Origin of the sequence: Enterobacter sp. HSTU-ASh6, from assembly GCF_026319105.1 — a bacterium.
Lineage (GTDB): Bacteria > Pseudomonadota > Gammaproteobacteria > Enterobacterales > Enterobacteriaceae > Enterobacter > Enterobacter sichuanensis.
This window is the reverse complement of record NZ_WSPD01000012.1, coordinates 1-15,529: the sequence shown is the minus strand read 5'-3', so window position 1 is coordinate 15,529 and position 15,529 is coordinate 1. Positions and strand designations below refer to the sequence as shown.

Below are 15,529 nucleotides of genomic sequence, written 5' to 3'. Positions count from 1 at the left end.
CAACCCGCCTTTTTCTTAAGTGTATCGCAGAGGCGTCCGGGAGAAAAAACTATCAGAAAAAATCCTCTTTCGCGGTAAAGCGAAATAGCAGGCATTAGCGATACTGGATTTCAACAACGGCGAGCGTTTTTTCAGGGTTAAGGTATTTCATATGGAGCGTCGCCAGATTTGAATCGGCCACCTTGCCATTAAGCGCCTCTTCATAGCTGACCATCCGGGTTTGCATCCGGTTATTATCCGGACATGACATGGCAAATTGACGCTGCTGCGCTGTAACTTCACAGGGGTCTGCCACAATGGCCCCGCGAAAATGAATGACACCGCCATCAACAATAGTGGTCGAATAAGCCGGAAGACTAAAAGCAGAGACGATCAGGCCCAGACCTGTCGCGAGTTGAGCGAAAGCGTTGTGCATTATAAATACTCCTCAATGAAAATCGTCCTTGAGGGGCAAACGCGCTTCGTTAGGGCAAACGAAGTTTCACGTTACGGAACATAACGGCCAGGTTCCTGATATCAGCATAGCTCAACGGCACAGCCCCGCCACATTCACAACGCATTGATTTTATAAATAATTAAAGCGCGCTCCCCGGGGGAGACCACTGCTGCGATAGATGAATCGATTTACCATCAGAAACGGTGACTACAATGTTGACCGTGTCTCCTGCGTTAATATTTAAACTCAACCGCGTTAAATCAATCGTCTGATTAGCGGGTATAAAAAGTGTATTTTGCTGCCGGGAAGTACTCTGACCCCCCTGCCCTTCCCGCACGGCGATAATCTGAACCTGACAATCACACGACTCCGTCAGCATGACCTGCGGAATAATGGTGGTCATATTGTCCTGCAAAGACGTTTTAAAGGTTATCTGGCTGGAAAGCGCGGCAAGAAGAATTAAGGTATTCATGATGAACTCCCGAAAAAAAACAGGGCGCACGCCCTGTTTTTTTGTAGCACAGATTTCAGTATTAATACTGATAAGCTGATGCGTGGTTACCTAAACCAATCTGGGTAACATTGACGGTAGAATTAGAGGCAGTCTGATCAACAAGCGCGCCGTTAAATCCACCGTACTGGCTAACATTCATTGTTGAGTCGTGACTGTTCCACTGATCAAGCGTTGCGCTGTTGGCAAAACCATTCTGGGTCAGGGAAATGGTGCTGTCGTCAGAGCCTTGTCCAACATCCGCGCCATTACCGCCACCACTCTGGCTAATAGACAGAGTTGAATTTCTGGCATTAGTCTGCAAGGCGACCGCTGAGTTACCGCCACCGCTCTGGTAAATATTCAGGGTTGAATTTGGGCCATAACCGCCGTGACCATGACCGTGTCCGTGACCCCAGCCACCTTGATCAATAAGACCAGCCATAGCACTACCAGAAACTACGATTGCTGCAAGAGCTGCCACTTTGATAAATTTCATGGTAAAACCCCCATCGGATTGATTTAAGTCGCCGCGAATAACTAACGTTGAATAACGCGAATGGCCATTTGCGACTGTTTTTGCACTACAACTGCGGTTTTCTGTGTACCGTACTGCGTGATGCTTGCTCTATTACCCGACCCTTTCTGGATAATTTTCGCACTATTACCATATCCGTCTTGCGTAATATCAGCATCATTCGCGAAGCCGCTCTGAGCGATATACGCAAAATTATAAGTCCCTGATTGATCAACCCGCGCCCTGTTACCTCCCCCTTCCTGGGAAACAATGGACAGTAATTTTGAACCGTCCTGGCGAACCTGAGCGTCATTTGATACGCCCCGCTGACCAATAATGGCTGCCTGATTTAATGATGAAAGGCTTAATTCATTAACCGCAAAGTTATATTCAGCCCTGGCTAAATCTGAATTTGCTGCGGTTACAAATCCAGGCGCACCCAGTAATGTAAACATCATAAATAACGATGTGTTTTTCATGTTGTCACCCTGGACCTGGTTATTAAATCATTTCATAACCATGTAACATGGATATTTGTTAAAGCGACTCGTTTTGTGTTAACGCGTCGTTACGGTGAAGAGTATGTCCGCTGAAACATTTTAAATATCTCACCCGCGCGGCTTATTTTTATTTATCAGATCACCACAAAGTTGTAATTTCCGGCAAAAAACACTTTAAACAGGCCAGCTTATTTTTTTATTCACTCCCTTTACAGAGGCGATTGAACAACGGCAGGAAGGCTCTCCACACTGCCCCCCGCATTGTTTAAACGCAACGGCAAAAGAACATTTTGTCATAGTGCGTGACACGACACGTGTTTTCTTAAGTCGGAAAGTCATTCATTTAAAGGATTAGAAACATCCCGTCACTCATACCTGAACTCAGCATTCAAAAAATAAAAGATAACGACTAAATTCAATGAGATAAAAATATTTGTATGATTTTTAAAATCTGTGCAGCCATATTCACATGTACAACTTTTGTATCAAATCGAATCATTTCACACATCCTGATTTAACAAATTAATATTGATTTTTACATTTTGTTACACGTTTAACACTTGCTTTAAACTTCGTAAAAGCTAGATTGAAATTAGATGTACGAAATTGGTTTTATATTTACCTCCCTGTGGAGGTTATGGTTTGATTCTACACACAGCAGTGCAACATCTGTCAGTACTTCTGGAGTCCTCTTTTAATCAGGAGGACAGCTGCCAGGTGCCAAAAAAAAAGCGGGGTTTCATCATGTTTAATGAAGTCCATAGTTTACATGGTCATACATTACTGTTGATCACAAAACCTTCTTTGCAAGCGACAGCGTTATTACAACATTTAAAGCAATCGTTATCACTGAACGGGAAATTGCATAATATTCAACGTTCTTTTGATGATATTGCCCCTGGCAGCATTATTCTGTTTGATATGATGGAAGCTGATAAAAAGCTCATCCATTACTGGCAGGATGTTTTAAGCAGGAAAAACAACAATATCCGCGTGCTATTGTTGAATACGCCTGATGAATATCCTTTCAGAGATATAGAAAGCTGGCCGCATATCAATGGCGTGTTCTACGTCACTGAAGAAGAAGATCGGGTGGTAGAGGGCTTGCAGGGTATTTTGCGCGGAGAATGTTATTTTTCGCAAAAACTTGCCAGCTATCTCATCACGCATTCCGGCAATTATCGCTATAACAGCTCAGAGTCCGCACTGCTCACACACCGTGAGAAAGAGATCCTGAACAAATTACGCATTGGTGCTTCAAATATTGAAATCGCCCGTTCGTTATTTATCAGCGAAAATACAGTAAAGACGCACCTTTATAATCTTTTCAAGAAGATAGCTGTTAAAAACCGAACTCAGGCTGTTTCGTGGGCAAACGATAACCTCAGGCGTTAATCACATGAAACGCACCGTGAGTTGGATTGCCGCAGCGGGCTTTCTCCTCGCTGCAGGGAACCTTCAGGCCGTCGAGGTCGAAGTTCCCGGATTGTTAACAGACCACACTGTTTCCTCTGTCGGGCACAATTTTTATCGCGCCTTCAGTGATAAATGGGACAGTACCTACACCGGAAATATAACAATCAACGAGCGGCCCAGTGCACGATGGGGAAGTTGGATAACAATAACGGCGAACCAGACCGTTATCTATCAAACGTTTTTATTCCCCACGAAAATAGACTTCGATAAAAACGTCGCCTTAGCGCTGGCCCAATCAGAAGACGCTATTAATCGCCTGCAAATAGATAAAGCCCTATTAAGCACCCGCGATTTAGCAAAAGACGAGTTCTAGCGAACCGATATGCGGAGGCTGTCATGCGTATTGCATATGCAGTTGTTTCGATAATGCTAATAACACCCTTAAGCTGGGCCGGGAACATGACATTCCAGTTCCGGAACCCTAACTTTGGGGGTAACCCTAACAACGGCGCGTTCATGTTGAATGAAGCTCAGGCGCAAAACTCTTATAAAGATCCCAGCTTTAAGGATCTTGGCGTGGATACCCCGTCCGCACTGGACAACTTCACGCAGGCTATCCAGTCGCAGATTTTGGGCGGGTTGCTGACAAACATCAATACCGGCAAACCCGGCCGAATGGTGACCAACGACTTTATTGTCGACATCGCGAACAGGGATGGACAGCTCCAGTTGAACGTGACCGATCGTAAAACCGGTAAAACCTCAACCATTCAGGTTTCCGGTCTACAAACTAATTCAACTGACTTCTAAACAACAGCTAAATAAGGACAACGATCATGCAGCGCTTCCTGATATTTGTTGCAGTGTGCTTATTGAGCGGTTGTTTAACTGCTCCCCCTAAAGAAGCTGCAAAACCCACTTTAATGCCTCGGGCCCAGAGTTATCGTGATTTAACGCATTTACCTTCTCCGACGGGGAAAATATTTGTCTCCGTATATAATATTCAGGATGAAACCGGACAGTTCAAGCCTTACCCGGCAAGTAACTTCTCCACGGCTGTGCCGCAAAGCGCCACCGCGATGCTGGTAACCGCACTCAAGGATTCACACTGGTTTATTCCTCTGGAACGCCAGGGGCTACAGAACCTGTTAAATGAACGCAAAATTATCCGTGCCGCACAGGAAAATGGCACCGTCGCGGACAATAACCGTATGCCTCTGCAATCGCTGGCGGCGGCAAACGTAATGATTGAAGGATCGATTATTGGTTACGAAAGTAACGTTAAATCAGGTGGTGCGGGTGCGCGTTACTTCGGTATCGGCGCGGATACTCAGTATCAGCTCGACCAAATCGCCGTTAACCTGCGTGTGGTCAACGTCAGTACGGGTGAAGTGCTCTCTTCGGTGAATACCAGCAAAACCATCCTGTCCTATGAAGTGCAGGCAGGGGTATTCCGCTTCATCGATTACCAGCGTTTGCTGGAAGGTGAAATTGGCTACACCTCTAACGAACCGGTCATGATGTGCCTGATGTCAGCCATTGAAACCGGCGTGATCTTCTTAATCAACGACGGTATCGATCGCGGATTGTGGGATCTGCAAAATAAAGCGGACGTCCAGAACCCGATACTGGTGAAATACCGCGATATGTCAGTACCTCCGGAATCCTGACAGGAAGCGAATAAAAAAGGCGAGATGATTATCTCGCCTTTTTTTATTCACTCACCGTCGCGACGTTTTGCGCTTTTTCCCGCCTCGATGCCAGCCAAAGTCCGCTGTTTTTCATGGCATAGCCAAACAGCAACCCCAGCAGCAGCGAAGGGACCACCAGCTTCCAGTCGCCCTGCCCTGCAAACGTCGCGCACGCTCCCATAAAGGTGCCCGGCACGAACGAAAGCAGCAGATGCTTAGCCTGGATGCACATCAGGAAGGCGACAACACCCGTCATGATATACCCCAGCAGCTCCAGATGCGGCGCCAGCGCGCTGCCTTTAATGATCACCAACGCCCAGATAACACCGCTCATCAGCGTGCAACCTGAGATAAAGAGCCCTTTTATGCCCCCCTGCGGGCAGGCGAAATAGGCCGTACAGCCGAGGAACCCGGCCCAGCTGAGCAATCCGAGAGACACGGCCACCCACCCCCACAGCCCGGAGAGAATGCCTGTCGTTAATGCGATACAAAGTAATATGTTCATAGCGCGCATCTTAGCAGAAGCGCACCATGGAAATGAGATCATCCGCACATTACGTGCAAATTGAAATGTAGAGTTGCAGAATTTATGTGACGAGCATCACTCTTCGTTCTCTTCTTCCAGCTCATCCCACATCGCCGCGATGGCATCGCGGGTCAGCGGTGCCAACGCTCTCCAGAATGGCGAGGTTGCATGCGCTTCGACTTTACCCAGGAAAGTCCCGACCCACGGCAACAGGTACGTTTCGAACAAGGTTTCGATGGCTTCGTTCTCATCATCCCCCGCGTTGTCCTCGATCCAGGACGCGGCCAGCAGCAGCGTACCAATATGGTCCGCAGGGGTATCGGTCAGAGGCATCCCACGCGTGGAGAGAAAAGCACGGACTTCCGCTTCCGTTGCCCCTTCCTGCCAGGCAGAACGGTATGGCGAAACGCGGCACTCATCCCCCACAAAAAGGGCATTATAATCCGTCGCAATCTGCTGCATGTCGCAGCTTTTTTGCAGACGCTCCAGTAGATCATCCTGTTCCAGCGGCCAGTTCTGCGCCAGTTTCCCTTCACGAATCAATGTAAAGAGCGGAACCAGCAGCGGGTCTTGTGGCTGACGGTAATACAGCGTACCCAGCACGCGGCAGAGGATGGAAAACTCATTCATTTTTTTATTCCATTACACAATTAAAGATCGGCAAATTCGGCAATCGGCTGCATTCCGCGCGACTCGAGGAAATCGAGCATGCGGCGTGGGGTGACGTTCAGGATTTGCGCTTCCGGGAAGTCAACGTCATTCAGCACTTTCAGGCACTCGCTAAAGTCACCGAGCGTGAACGCGGTATGGGAATCTGAACCCAGTGCCACCATGCCACCTGCATCACGGACGGCGGCCGCCACTTCGCGACAGTTAGCTTCACTGCCCTTACGGGAGTGAACAAAGGAGGAGTTGTTAATTTCCAGCGCCACGCGGTGTTCTGCTGCCGCCTGTGCGACAGCCTGAATATCAATCGGGTACTTCGGGTTGCCCGGGTGGCTGATAATATGCACATTGCCGCTGGCAATGGTGGCAATCATCGCCGCGGTGTTGGTCTCTTTATCCTGAGGCGCAAAAACCGGTTCATGGAAACCAGCAAGGATAAGATCAAGCGAGGTCAGCATCGGGCCGGTGCAGTCGATTTCACCGTTGATGTTTTTGATGTTTGCCTCAATGCCGCGCAGTATTCCGATGCCGTCCACCAGACGTGGCCAGATCCGCATATTCACAAAATGCCAGTAGTGCGGCGCATCCGCCATATCCGGGCCATGATCGGTGATCGCAAAAAGCGTGATGCCTTTGAGCTTCGCCTGGGCGATATAATCATGGAGGTTGCTATACGCGTGGGTACTGGCGACGGTGTGCATATGCAGGTCAACGGGATACATCTCTCTCTCCTCTGCGGTTTTTCCAAAGGATAGCAGTTATCAGCAGCGAATATTAGCAAAAACCCGGCAAACGCCGGGTTTCTCTCAGTAACCACGCTGTCTGTCGACCTGGCCGGTGACCGCGTTGCCTTTTTCCAGTTCGCTGATGGTATGGGATATATAGGCCACCGCTTCAGCCGGGCGCGTCACGGCCGCCACGTGCGGGGTCATCGCCACACGCGGATGTGCCCACAGCGGGCTCTCCTTCGGCAGCGGCTCACGGCTGTAGACATCCAGCATGGCACCTTTTAGCTTGCCGCTGTCCAGCGCCTTCAGCAGATCCGGCTCGACCAGATGCACTCCGCGCGCCAGGTTCATCAGGTAGCTCTCATCAGCTAACTGGTTGAGCAAGGCTTCATTGATGATCCCTGCCGTTTCCGCCGTGTTTGGCAGCAGATTGATGAGCACTCGTGTGCCTTTCAGGAAAGCCGGGAGCTCATCGGTTCCGGCAAAGCTCGCTACGCCGGGATAATCCTTGCGGCTGCGGCTCCAGCAGCGTAGTGGGAACCCCCACGGGGCGAGGGCTTCAGCCACTCTGGATCCCAGCACACCGGCACCGAGAATGCCGATGGTGAAATCCTCGCGCTGATACTCCGGCAGCGGCTCCCAGTGGGCTTGCTGTTTAAACACCTGATAATCATCAAAGCGGCGGAACCAGTGCAGCACCTGGCTCACGGCGTATTCCTGCATTTGCTGGCCCATTCCGGTATCTTCCAGGCGGAACAGAGGTGTGGCTTCCGGCAGCATTTCAGGGTGCGCTTTCAGTTTGCTCAGGATGGAATCCACCCCGGCACCCAGGGCAAAAACGGCCTTCAGGTTACGTCCCTGAAGCATTTCTACCGGCGGATGCCAGACCAGCGCATAGTCTGCATGTTCGTTATCACCCCGCTTCCACTCGCGAACGCGTGCGCCGGGGATCGCCGCCGTGAGCGCCTTGATCCAGTAAGCCGTATCAAAAGTAGGGTGATAAAAGAGTATATCCATAGTGATTCCTGCCTTTTATTGCGCTGATTTATTTTGCTTTTTAACTGGAGTGTCAGCATAACAAATTTATTGCACGAGGGTGTTGCTGATAAAAAAGACGCTTTCAGCACATTTAAGAATCATGTTGCCTGAAGTTTGTCTAAACGCGCTAAATTACTGAAAAAGTGAGTTGACGGCAGTTCAGCTTTTCCTTACATTAGCGCCCGTCCCGACAACAACGGGATGACAATATGGTGAGGTGTCCGAGTGGCTGAAGGAGCACGCCTGGAAAGTGTGTATACGGCAACGTATCGGGGGTTCGAATCCCCCCCTCACCGCCATATTTAAAGAAGAGCTCGCATGTAAATGCGGGCTTTTTTTTCGCATGTTGCACCCCACGGGGGGATTCGAACCTTGAAATTCCCTGCGCGCTTTTTGTCGGGTGGCGCTGCGCTTACCCGACCTACAATAAGCTACTCTTCCGCCATCTTCGCATACTCTTCGGTAAGAAAATCCACCAGCGCCCTGACAGACGGCAGCAACCCGCGTCTGGAAGGATAAACAGCATGAATCACTTCCCGTCGCGGTTCCCATGCCTCAAGTACCCGAACCAGCTCCCCGGACGCCAGCTGATCCTTCACCATCAAAATCGGCAACTGCACCACGCCAATGCCTGCCATCGCGGCTTCACGGAGCGCGAGCATGTCCGTGGTGATCAACCGGGGATAATAATGGACCTCCGCTTTCGCCCCGTCGGGTCCGGAGAGTGTCCATTTATGGATGTGTTTACCCTCACCCATACTTAAACCAGGCCAGGCGCTGAGTTCAGACGGCATGGACGGTTTCCCCAGCCGTGCAATCAGCGCCGGGCTTGCCACCAGGCAATGTCCCCTGTCGGCCAGCACCCTTAACACCAGATCGCTGTCATCAAACGGCCGTGGACGCACGCGGATCGCCACATCAATTCCCTCTCCTACCAGATCGACCCGCCGATTTGTCGCTTCCAGCTGGAGGTTGATCCCCGGATAGCGCGCCATAAATCTTGCCAGCATTGGGCCAACATGCACATGCAATAAGGTGACGGGACAGGTAAGCCTGACGATACCGCGCGGTTCTGCCTGCAGCGCCGCCACGGCTTCCTCCGCTGCCTCCGCCTCCACCATCATCGCTTTACAGTGCTGATAGAAGGTCTGTCCGACCTCGGTCACCGTAAACTGCCGGGTTGTGCGATGGATAAGCCGCACGCCCAGCCGCTCTTCAAGCTGCGCTATCCGGCGGCTTAGCCTGGACTTGGGCAGGTCGAGCGCCCGTCCCGCCGCCGCAAAGCCACCGTAGTCGACCACTTTCACAAACCAGACGAAGTCATTGAGATCCTGCATAAATCCTCATCGTTCCAATTTCAGAACAGTGAATGCCATTTTCACTATCTACCGGGATATTAACGCTGAATATAAGCTAATTACATCAACAGAACATCAGGAGTAAATCATGAAAAACGTAACAGGCGTTTATACCGCTCCTCGTCAGCACTGGGTTGGCGACGGTTTCCCGGTCCGTTCAATGTTCTCTTATCAAACGCACGGCGAGCCCCTCAGCCCGTTCCTGCTGCTGGATTACGCGGGCCCGTACACCTTCCCGGCAGATGGCGCAAAGCGCGGCGTCGGCCAGCACCCACACCGGGGTTTTGAAACGGTCACCATCGTCTATTCCGGCGAAGTAGAGCACCGCGACTCCACCGGGAAAGGCGGCGTTATTGGCCCCGGCGACGTGCAGTGGATGACTGCAGGCGCAGGCATTCTGCACGAGGAGTTCCACTCCAGCGCATTCGCGCAGAAAGGCGGGGAACTGAAAATGATGCAGCTTTGGGTCAACCTGCCGGCGAAAGACAAAATGGCCGCACCAGGCTATCAGAGCATCACCAACGCCGATATTCCGGTGGTGACGCTGCCCGAAAACAGCGGCTCGCTGCGGGTTATTGCCGGTCATTACAACGACGTGACCGGCCCGGCGCACACCTTTTCGCCGCTGAACGTCTGGGACATCACCCTGAATCAGGGCAGTCACGTCACGTTCACTCAGCCGGAAGGCTGGAGCACAGCGCTGGTCGTACTTGAAGGCAGTATCTCGGTGAACGGTACCGCTCAGGCGGGTGAAGCCCGGCTGGTCGTGTTGAGTCAGGAAGGCGACAAGCTGCACCTGGAAGCCAGCAGCGATGCCAAAGTGCTGCTGATGGCGGGTGAGCCACTGAATGAACCTATCGTGGGCTATGGCCCGTTTGTGATGAACAGTAAAACCGAAATCAACGAAGCCATTCGTGATTTCAATTCCGGCCGCTTCGGCCAGATCCGATCGTAATATAGGAGAAGAACATGTCTACACCTGCCAATTTTAATGGCGCTCGTCCGGTCATTGATGTTAACGATGCGGTGATGTTGCTTATTGACCACCAGAGTGGTCTGTTCCAGACCGTCGGGGATATGCCAATGCCGGAACTGCGTGCACGTGCGGCAGCGCTGGCAAAAATCGCTACCCTGGCGAAGATCCCGGTGATTACCACGGCGTCTGTCCCACAAGGGCCGAACGGGCCGCTGATCCCGGAGATCCACGCCAACGCGCCGCATGCGCAGTATGTTGCCCGTAAAGGTGAGATCAACGCCTGGGATAACCCGGAATTCGTGGCGGCGGTAAAAGCGACGGGACGCAAGACGTTGATTATTGCAGGCACGATCACCAGCGTCTGCATGGCGTTCCCGTCAATCAGCGCGGTTGCCGACGGGTATAAAGTGTTTGCGGTAATTGATGCCTCCGGTACCTACAGCAAAATGGCGCAAGAGATCACCCTGGCGCGTGTGGTACAGGCTGGCGTGGTGCCGATGGACACGGCGGCGGTAGCTTCAGAGATCCAGCGGACATGGAACCGCGAAGATGCAGCGGAGTGGGCGGAAGTGTATACCCATATCTTCCCGGCGTATCAGTTGCTGATCGAAAGCTACGGCAAAGCACAGGAAGTGGTTAAAAACAGCGAAGTGCTCGATTCACAGCGTTAATCCCCTGCTCCACGGCGTAAAAACCGTGGAGCTGATTATTGCTTAACCGAACAGGCTGTAAAGCTGAAAATCTGCTTGACCGTGTTAGCGCAACTCCCTATAGTAGCGCCCCGTTGCCCCCCAAGCGGTCAGGCAGCAAAACAATATGGTGAGGTGTCCGAGTGGCTGAAGGAGCACGCCTGGAAAGTGTGTATACGGCAACGTATCGGGGGTTCGAATCCCCCCCTCACCGCCATCTTTAAAGAAGAGCTCGCATGAAAATGCGGGCTTTTTTTTCGCATGTTGCACACCTCTGGGGGGATGAGAACCCCTGACCGGGGTTCGACAACTGGCGACAGCCAGTTGGACAGACTGAGAGCGCAGCGAACAGGCTGCCCGCAGGGCGAGCGCAGCGAGTCAATCCCCCCCGGAGCCAGATGCAGCTCGGTGCGGTCTGAGCCCCTCACCCTGGCCCTCTCCCCAAGGGAGAGGGAATAAATGCACAAAAAACAAAGCCCGGTTTCCCGGGCCTTGAACACAACAGCAAATTCAGTAATACGCTTGCAGCGTCCGCTGACAGAGCGCCGAGCGCACGCAATCCTCTTTGGTAAAGCGTACCACCCCAATCATTTCATCTTCCTCAAAACGTGACATGGCGTCGCTCAGTCCGGATTTCACGCCGGACGGCAGGTCACACTGGGTAATATCGCCGTTAACGATAACCGTCACGTTCTCCCCGAGGCGCGTTAAAAACATCTTCATTTGCGCAGCGGTCACGTTCTGAGCCTCGTCAAGAATGACGACCGCATTTTCAAATGTACGTCCGCGCATATAGGCGAACGGCGCGATTTCCACCTTGCCAATCTCTGGTCGCAGGCAGTACTGCATAAAGGATGCGCCCAGACGTTTCACCAGCACGTCATAGACGGGCCTGAAGTACGGGGCAAACTTCTCCGAAATATCTCCGGGTAAGAAACCGAGATCTTCATCAGCCTGCAGTACCGGACGGGTCACAATGATTCTTTCCACGTCCTTATGGATCAGCGCTTCCGCCGCTTTGGCCGCACTGATCCAGGTTTTCCCGCATCCGGCTTCACCGGTTGCAAAGATGAGCTGTTTACTCTCGATAGCATTCAGGTAGTGCGCCTGAGCCTCATTGCGCGCCACAATTGGAGAATTATCACGGCTGTCACGGGCCATGCCAATTGCTTCTACGCCACTCATCTGCACAAGCGAGGTGACCGATTCTTCTTCACGCTGTTTATGGCTACGTGAATCCCGTCTCAGCACACGTTTTGCTTCGCGACGAGCTTTGATCACTGCTTTTTGTCTTCCCATGGATAGCACCTTGAGTTGTTGGTATTCATCACACGCGCCAGCTTCGGCACGATTATGCGCACGAACATCAGAGGGTTGGCTTCCTTGTAAGCCATTGCTTGCTTTATCGGATGACGATACGGAACAGCTACGCGCACCGTTCTGCACGTCGGTCGAATCAGATTCTTGAGGGATGGGGGAGAATTTAGTGGTGAGGAAATCGCTGCCGGAGTCTGAGCCTCCGCGCCGGGTGCTGCGGTTGTTATGTTTACCTTGTCCAGTACAGGACGCAACCATTCGCGATCTCCATAGTGATACAGCATCACTGCCGGGAACTACCGCTGTCTTATCTTAAGTACATCAGGAGTTATCATAAATGCAACATTTATTTTACCTGAATGCAACTTTTAGGACTGTCCCTACAGTGGAAATCAGTCTCATACAGAAATATTACAGAAATATAACAGCAGGATAGTCATATGAAAAAATAATGTCCCCGCGAACGGTTGCGGGGACAATTATCAGGCTTCAATCAGACCCTGAGCGAGGTACGCGTTGCGGTCGCGCACGCCTGGCAGAGCAAAGAAATAGCCGCCGCCGATAGGTTTAATGTACTCTTCCAGCGCTTCGCCGTTTAAGCGCTTCTGTACCGTCAGGAACCCCTTCTCGAGATCGTGCTGGTAGCAGACGAACAGCAGCCCCATATCGAGCTGACCGGAGTTGGTCACCCCGAGCGAGTAGCTGTATCCCCGGCGCATCATCAGGCTGGACTGCGTCTCTTTGGTGCGCGGGTTGGCCAGACGAATATGGCTGTCGAGCGCAATCACATCGCCATTCGGATCGCTGGCGTAGTCGGGCACGTCATGCTCATTCTTCATGCCGAGCGGTGCGCCGCTTTGCTTATCACGACCAAAGATCGTCTGCTGCTCTTTGAGAGGCGTACGGTCCCAGAACTCAACGTGGAACTGAATAATTCGCACCGCCTGGTAACTTCCGCCGACCGCCCATGCCGGCTCGCCCTGATCGGCAGTCACCCACACCACCTCTTTCATCAGCGCACCATTTTGGCTGTCCGGGTTAGCCGTGCCGTCCTTAAAGCCCAGCAGGTTGACAGGCGTCTCCTTGCCTTTGCTGCGGGCGGCATGGTCTGAGATAAACCCTTCCCGCTTCCAGCGCACGCTGAGCAGATCCGGCGTGTGCTTGATGATGTCGCGCAGGGCGTGGATCACCGTGTCCTGCGTATTGGCGCAGATCTGCAGGAGCAGATCGCCGTGACAGAGGGCGGCATCGAGCGAGTCATTAGGGAAACGCGTCATTTTTTGCAGCGCTTTCGGCTTCTGTTTTGCCAGCCCGTAGCGCGCATCAAACAGCGATTCCCCGAGCGAAACGGTAATGGTCAGGTTATCCGGGGCGATAAACGGCCCCAGAATACCGGAGTCCATGGGCGGCAGCCGCGGGTTCGGCGTGTCGGGAGCCGGTCCCCCCGCCGTGAGAAACGCGATGCGCGTGGTCAGCAGGCGGAACAGACGCTCCAGGTCAGCTTTATCGCTGGCCAGCGAATCAAAGGCCACCAGCATCATGGAAGCCTGCTGTGGAGTCAGAATGCCAGCCTGATGCTCGCCATAAAACGGCTGCGTCTCCATGCGGGCATTGGGTGGCAGCGTGCCGGGCGCGCTTTGCGGTTTCGCCGCATGCGCCACCGGACAGCCGCCTGCCAGGGCAAAGGCGCCACCCAGCGCCCCGACCCCTTTTAACAACCGACGACGGGAAGGCTCAGCCACGTCGTTCTCGTTATGCTTATTCATGGTGCTTAGTCCAGACCCAGTACGCCGCGCAGCAGGGAGAGATCTTCCGCCAGGGCGGTAATCGGGCCTTTCAGCGCGTTACGGTCGGCATCGGTCAGCTTGTCGTAGGTTTCAAAGCCGTCTTTGGTACGGTACTTCGCCAGAATGGTGTCGACCTTTTTGAAGTTGGCGTCCACTTTCGCCAGCAGTTCGCCGTTCTCTTTCTGCAGCTGAGGACGCAGCAGGTTAACAATTTTCTGCGCGCCGTCGACGTTAGCCTGGAAGTCCCACAGATCGGTATGGCTGTAGCGATCCTCTTCACCGCTGATTTTGCTCGCGGCCACTTCTTCAATCAGACCGGCCGCGCCACCCACCACTTTTGACGGTGGGAAGGCCAGCTCGCTGATGCGCTTTTGCAGCTCCAGCACGTCACTGTTCAGCTGGTCGGCATACTTCTCCATCCCTTTGGTGGTGTTATCGCCGAACAGGGCTTTCTCAAGACGGTGGAAACCGGTGAATTTTGGATCGGCGGCTTTCTGCTCGAAATCATCTTCGCGGGCATCAATGCTGCCATCCAGATCGGAGAACAGCTCGGCAATCGGTTCGATACGCTCGTAGTGCTGACGGGTCGGCGCATAGAGGGATTTCGCTTTTTCGATGTCACCGGCTTTCACCGCATCGGTAAAGGCTTTGGTTGCTGCCGCCAGGTCCGCCGTCTCTTTTGTGACATACGCTTTATACGCGGTAATGGCCTCACCCAGGCTCAGCACCGCAGCGCCTTTCGCCGCATCGGCCGTTGCTTCACCTTTGACGATGAGCTTTCCTTTCGGGTTGGTCAGCAGGCCGCAGGTCATCTCATATTCGCCCGGCTGCAGGTTAGCGGTCATTTTCTGGCTGAAGCCAGGGGCGATGTTTTCGCGCTCTTCCACCACCAGAACCCCTTTCAGGATCTCCCACTCCAGCGCTTTCTGGCTGTGGTTCTGAATAATGAACTGGGTTTTGCCGCTATTCACCGTGAGCGTCATCGGCTCACACTGTTTGTCATTGACGGTCACTTTAACCTGAGGAACATCCGCGCCCCAGGCGGAGAATGCAGAAGCGAACAGCGCGGCAATGCCTGCGCATAACGCACTACGACGGAACTGAATTGCCATGACTCTTCCCTTTAAAAGTATGTTGTAACTAAAACTAAAATTATGGCGTAACGCGTGACGCCTGCGTGCCGGTGCGCGGCGGCAGAGCAAACAGCACCAGCGCCGGAACCAGATAAATAAAGTACATCGCCACTTCGCTGACGCTCGGCGTTTCCTGGTAACCGAAGATACCTTCGAGCAGGGTGCCGGTCAGCGAGTGCGTGGAGAGAACGTTGCTAAGGTCAAACGCCACGTCCTGGAAATGGTTCCACAGCCCTGCTTCATGGAAGGCGCGAATTGCCC

19 protein-coding genes and 2 tRNA genes are annotated in these 15,529 nt (G+C 52.7%); 8 read left to right on the top strand and 13 right to left on the bottom strand.

Annotated elements, in window-relative coordinates:
- Positions 1-94: 94 nt before the first annotated feature.
- The 4 genes from GM298_RS15300 to csgB form a co-directional block, all read right to left on the bottom strand.
- The gene (locus GM298_RS15300) at positions 95-415 is read right to left on the bottom strand and encodes a type 1 fimbrial protein (RefSeq protein ID WP_025755851.1); all 321 of its coding nucleotides are present in this window, start codon (positions 413-415) and stop codon (positions 95-97) included.
- Between the two features lie 160 nt (positions 416-575).
- Positions 576-908: a curli assembly chaperone CsgC gene (gene csgC / locus GM298_RS15295; RefSeq protein WP_266154415.1), complete on the bottom strand. Its 333-nt coding sequence runs from the start codon at positions 906-908 to the stop codon at positions 576-578.
- A 61-nt stretch (positions 909-969) separates the two neighbouring features.
- Positions 970-1,425, bottom strand: coding sequence for a curli major subunit CsgA (csgA, locus tag GM298_RS15290; RefSeq protein ID WP_025755853.1), 456 nt, complete (start codon positions 1,423-1,425; stop codon positions 970-972).
- Between the two features lie 41 nt (positions 1,426-1,466).
- A complete protein-coding gene (gene csgB, locus GM298_RS15285) occupies positions 1,467-1,922 on the bottom strand; it encodes a curli minor subunit CsgB (RefSeq protein WP_025755854.1) in 456 nt (151 codons plus the stop codon).
- Between the two features lie 765 nt (positions 1,923-2,687).
- Here csgB and csgD point away from each other — a divergent pair.
- From csgD to csgG, 4 genes are read left to right on the top strand one after another with little or no spacing between them, the layout of a single operon-like run.
- Positions 2,688-3,338, top strand: coding sequence for a biofilm master transcriptional regulator CsgD (gene csgD / locus GM298_RS15280; RefSeq protein ID WP_045284619.1), 651 nt, complete (start codon positions 2,688-2,690; stop codon positions 3,336-3,338).
- Positions 3,339-3,342: 4 nt separating this feature from the next.
- Positions 3,343-3,732 (top strand): curli production assembly/transport protein CsgE, encoded by a 390-nt coding sequence (csgE, locus tag GM298_RS15275; protein ID WP_025755856.1) that lies wholly within the window; start codon positions 3,343-3,345, stop codon positions 3,730-3,732.
- Positions 3,733-3,755: 23 nt separating this feature from the next.
- Positions 3,756-4,169 (top strand): curli production assembly/transport protein CsgF, encoded by a 414-nt coding sequence (gene csgF / locus GM298_RS15270; protein ID WP_025755857.1) that lies wholly within the window; start codon positions 3,756-3,758, stop codon positions 4,167-4,169.
- A 26-nt stretch (positions 4,170-4,195) separates the two neighbouring features.
- Positions 4,196-5,029 carry a curli production assembly/transport protein CsgG gene (csgG, locus tag GM298_RS15265; RefSeq protein ID WP_025755858.1) on the top strand — a complete coding sequence of 278 codons (834 nt, stop codon included), beginning with the start codon at positions 4,196-4,198 and terminating at the stop codon, positions 5,027-5,029.
- Positions 5,030-5,072: 43 nt separating this feature from the next.
- Here the strand turns inward: csgG and GM298_RS15260 are convergent, their stop codons facing one another.
- The 4 genes from GM298_RS15260 to ghrA all read right to left on the bottom strand — a co-directional run bounded on the left by GM298_RS15260 (position 5,073) and on the right by ghrA (position 7,987).
- Positions 5,073-5,555, bottom strand: a complete 483-nt coding sequence (locus tag GM298_RS15260) for a DUF1097 domain-containing protein (protein ID WP_266154409.1) — start codon at positions 5,553-5,555, stop codon at positions 5,073-5,075.
- Between the two features lie 96 nt (positions 5,556-5,651).
- Positions 5,652-6,206, bottom strand: a complete 555-nt coding sequence (locus GM298_RS15255; protein WP_025755860.1) for a TorD/DmsD family molecular chaperone — start codon at positions 6,204-6,206, stop codon at positions 5,652-5,654.
- Positions 6,207-6,226: 20 nt separating this feature from the next.
- Positions 6,227-6,964, bottom strand: coding sequence for a phosphatase (locus GM298_RS15250; protein WP_266154406.1), 738 nt, complete (start codon positions 6,962-6,964; stop codon positions 6,227-6,229).
- An 84-nt stretch (positions 6,965-7,048) separates the two neighbouring features.
- Entirely contained in the window at positions 7,049-7,987 is a 939-nt protein-coding gene (gene ghrA / locus GM298_RS15245) for a glyoxylate/hydroxypyruvate reductase GhrA (RefSeq protein WP_266154405.1), read from the bottom strand.
- 232 nt (positions 7,988-8,219) lie between these two features.
- Between ghrA and GM298_RS15240 the strand changes: the two genes are divergently transcribed.
- Positions 8,220-8,307 (top strand) — tRNA-Ser (locus GM298_RS15240).
- Between the two features lie 132 nt (positions 8,308-8,439).
- Here GM298_RS15240 and GM298_RS15235 read toward each other — a convergent pair.
- Complete coding sequence (locus GM298_RS15235; RefSeq protein WP_266154403.1) at positions 8,440-9,345, bottom strand: LysR family transcriptional regulator; 906 nt, start codon at positions 9,343-9,345, stop codon at positions 8,440-8,442.
- A 109-nt stretch (positions 9,346-9,454) separates the two neighbouring features.
- Here GM298_RS15235 and GM298_RS15230 point away from each other — a divergent pair, with 109 nt between their 5' ends.
- The 3 genes from GM298_RS15230 to GM298_RS15220 all read left to right on the top strand — a co-directional run bounded on the left by GM298_RS15230 (position 9,455) and on the right by GM298_RS15220 (position 11,248).
- On the top strand, positions 9,455-10,321 hold the full coding sequence (locus tag GM298_RS15230; RefSeq protein ID WP_266154400.1) for a pirin family protein: 867 nt from the start codon (positions 9,455-9,457) through the stop codon (positions 10,319-10,321).
- A 14-nt stretch (positions 10,322-10,335) separates the two neighbouring features.
- Positions 10,336-11,013, top strand: coding sequence for an isochorismatase family protein (locus tag GM298_RS15225; RefSeq protein ID WP_025755865.1), 678 nt, complete (start codon positions 10,336-10,338; stop codon positions 11,011-11,013).
- Positions 11,014-11,160: 147 nt separating this feature from the next.
- Positions 11,161-11,248 (top strand) — tRNA-Ser (locus GM298_RS15220).
- Between the two features lie 293 nt (positions 11,249-11,541).
- On the opposite strand, the gene phoH is transcribed toward GM298_RS15220, so the two are convergent.
- The 4 genes from phoH to GM298_RS15200 form a co-directional block, all read right to left on the bottom strand.
- A complete protein-coding gene (gene phoH / locus GM298_RS15215; RefSeq protein ID WP_024908976.1) occupies positions 11,542-12,330 on the bottom strand; it encodes a phosphate starvation-inducible protein PhoH in 789 nt (262 codons plus the stop codon).
- Positions 12,331-12,830: 500 nt separating this feature from the next.
- Positions 12,831-14,114, bottom strand: coding sequence for an iron uptake transporter deferrochelatase/peroxidase subunit (gene efeB, locus GM298_RS15210; RefSeq protein ID WP_266154398.1), 1,284 nt, complete (start codon positions 14,112-14,114; stop codon positions 12,831-12,833).
- A gap of 5 nt (positions 14,115-14,119) precedes the next feature.
- Entirely contained in the window at positions 14,120-15,247 is a 1,128-nt protein-coding gene (efeO, locus tag GM298_RS15205) for an iron uptake system protein EfeO (RefSeq protein ID WP_025755867.1), read from the bottom strand.
- A 40-nt stretch (positions 15,248-15,287) separates the two neighbouring features.
- Positions 15,288-15,529, bottom strand: a 242-nt coding sequence (locus GM298_RS15200; RefSeq protein ID WP_323138600.1) for an FTR1 family protein, incomplete at its 5' end; no start/stop codon positions are given.

Excerpts from the sequence above, each read along its gene's own strand:
- csgF (WP_025755857.1), top strand. The coding sequence starts at position 3,756 with ATGCGTATTGCATATGCAGTTGTTTCGATAATGCTAATAACACCCTTA.
- csgD (WP_045284619.1), top strand. The coding sequence starts at position 2,688 with ATGTTTAATGAAGTCCATAGTTTACATGGTCATACATTACTGTTGATC.
- csgB (WP_025755854.1), bottom strand. The coding sequence starts at position 1,922 with ATGAAAAACACATCGTTATTTATGATGTTTACATTACTGGGTGCGCCT.
- GM298_RS15235 (WP_266154403.1), bottom strand. The coding sequence starts at position 9,345 with ATGCAGGATCTCAATGACTTCGTCTGGTTTGTGAAAGTGGTCGACTAC.
- ghrA (WP_266154405.1), bottom strand. The coding sequence starts at position 7,987 with ATGGATATACTCTTTTATCACCCTACTTTTGATACGGCTTACTGGATC.
- GM298_RS15260 (WP_266154409.1), bottom strand. The coding sequence starts at position 5,555 with ATGAACATATTACTTTGTATCGCATTAACGACAGGCATTCTCTCCGGG.
- GM298_RS15300 (WP_025755851.1), bottom strand. The coding sequence starts at position 415 with ATGCACAACGCTTTCGCTCAACTCGCGACAGGTCTGGGCCTGATCGTC.
- csgC (WP_266154415.1), bottom strand. The coding sequence starts at position 908 with ATGAATACCTTAATTCTTCTTGCCGCGCTTTCCAGCCAGATAACCTTT.
- GM298_RS15250 (WP_266154406.1), bottom strand. The coding sequence starts at position 6,964 with ATGTATCCCGTTGACCTGCATATGCACACCGTCGCCAGTACCCACGCG.
- GM298_RS15225 (WP_025755865.1), top strand. The coding sequence starts at position 10,336 with ATGTCTACACCTGCCAATTTTAATGGCGCTCGTCCGGTCATTGATGTT.
- csgG (WP_025755858.1), top strand. The coding sequence starts at position 4,196 with ATGCAGCGCTTCCTGATATTTGTTGCAGTGTGCTTATTGAGCGGTTGT.
- GM298_RS15255 (WP_025755860.1), bottom strand. The coding sequence starts at position 6,206 with ATGAATGAGTTTTCCATCCTCTGCCGCGTGCTGGGTACGCTGTATTAC.
- efeO (WP_025755867.1), bottom strand. The coding sequence starts at position 15,247 with ATGGCAATTCAGTTCCGTCGTAGTGCGTTATGCGCAGGCATTGCCGCG.
- efeB (WP_266154398.1), bottom strand. The coding sequence starts at position 14,114 with ATGAATAAGCATAACGAGAACGACGTGGCTGAGCCTTCCCGTCGTCGG.
- csgA (WP_025755853.1), bottom strand. The coding sequence starts at position 1,425 with ATGAAATTTATCAAAGTGGCAGCTCTTGCAGCAATCGTAGTTTCTGGT.
- csgE (WP_025755856.1), top strand. The coding sequence starts at position 3,343 with ATGAAACGCACCGTGAGTTGGATTGCCGCAGCGGGCTTTCTCCTCGCT.
- GM298_RS15230 (WP_266154400.1), top strand. The coding sequence starts at position 9,455 with ATGAAAAACGTAACAGGCGTTTATACCGCTCCTCGTCAGCACTGGGTT.
- phoH (WP_024908976.1), bottom strand. The coding sequence starts at position 12,330 with ATGGGAAGACAAAAAGCAGTGATCAAAGCTCGTCGCGAAGCAAAACGT.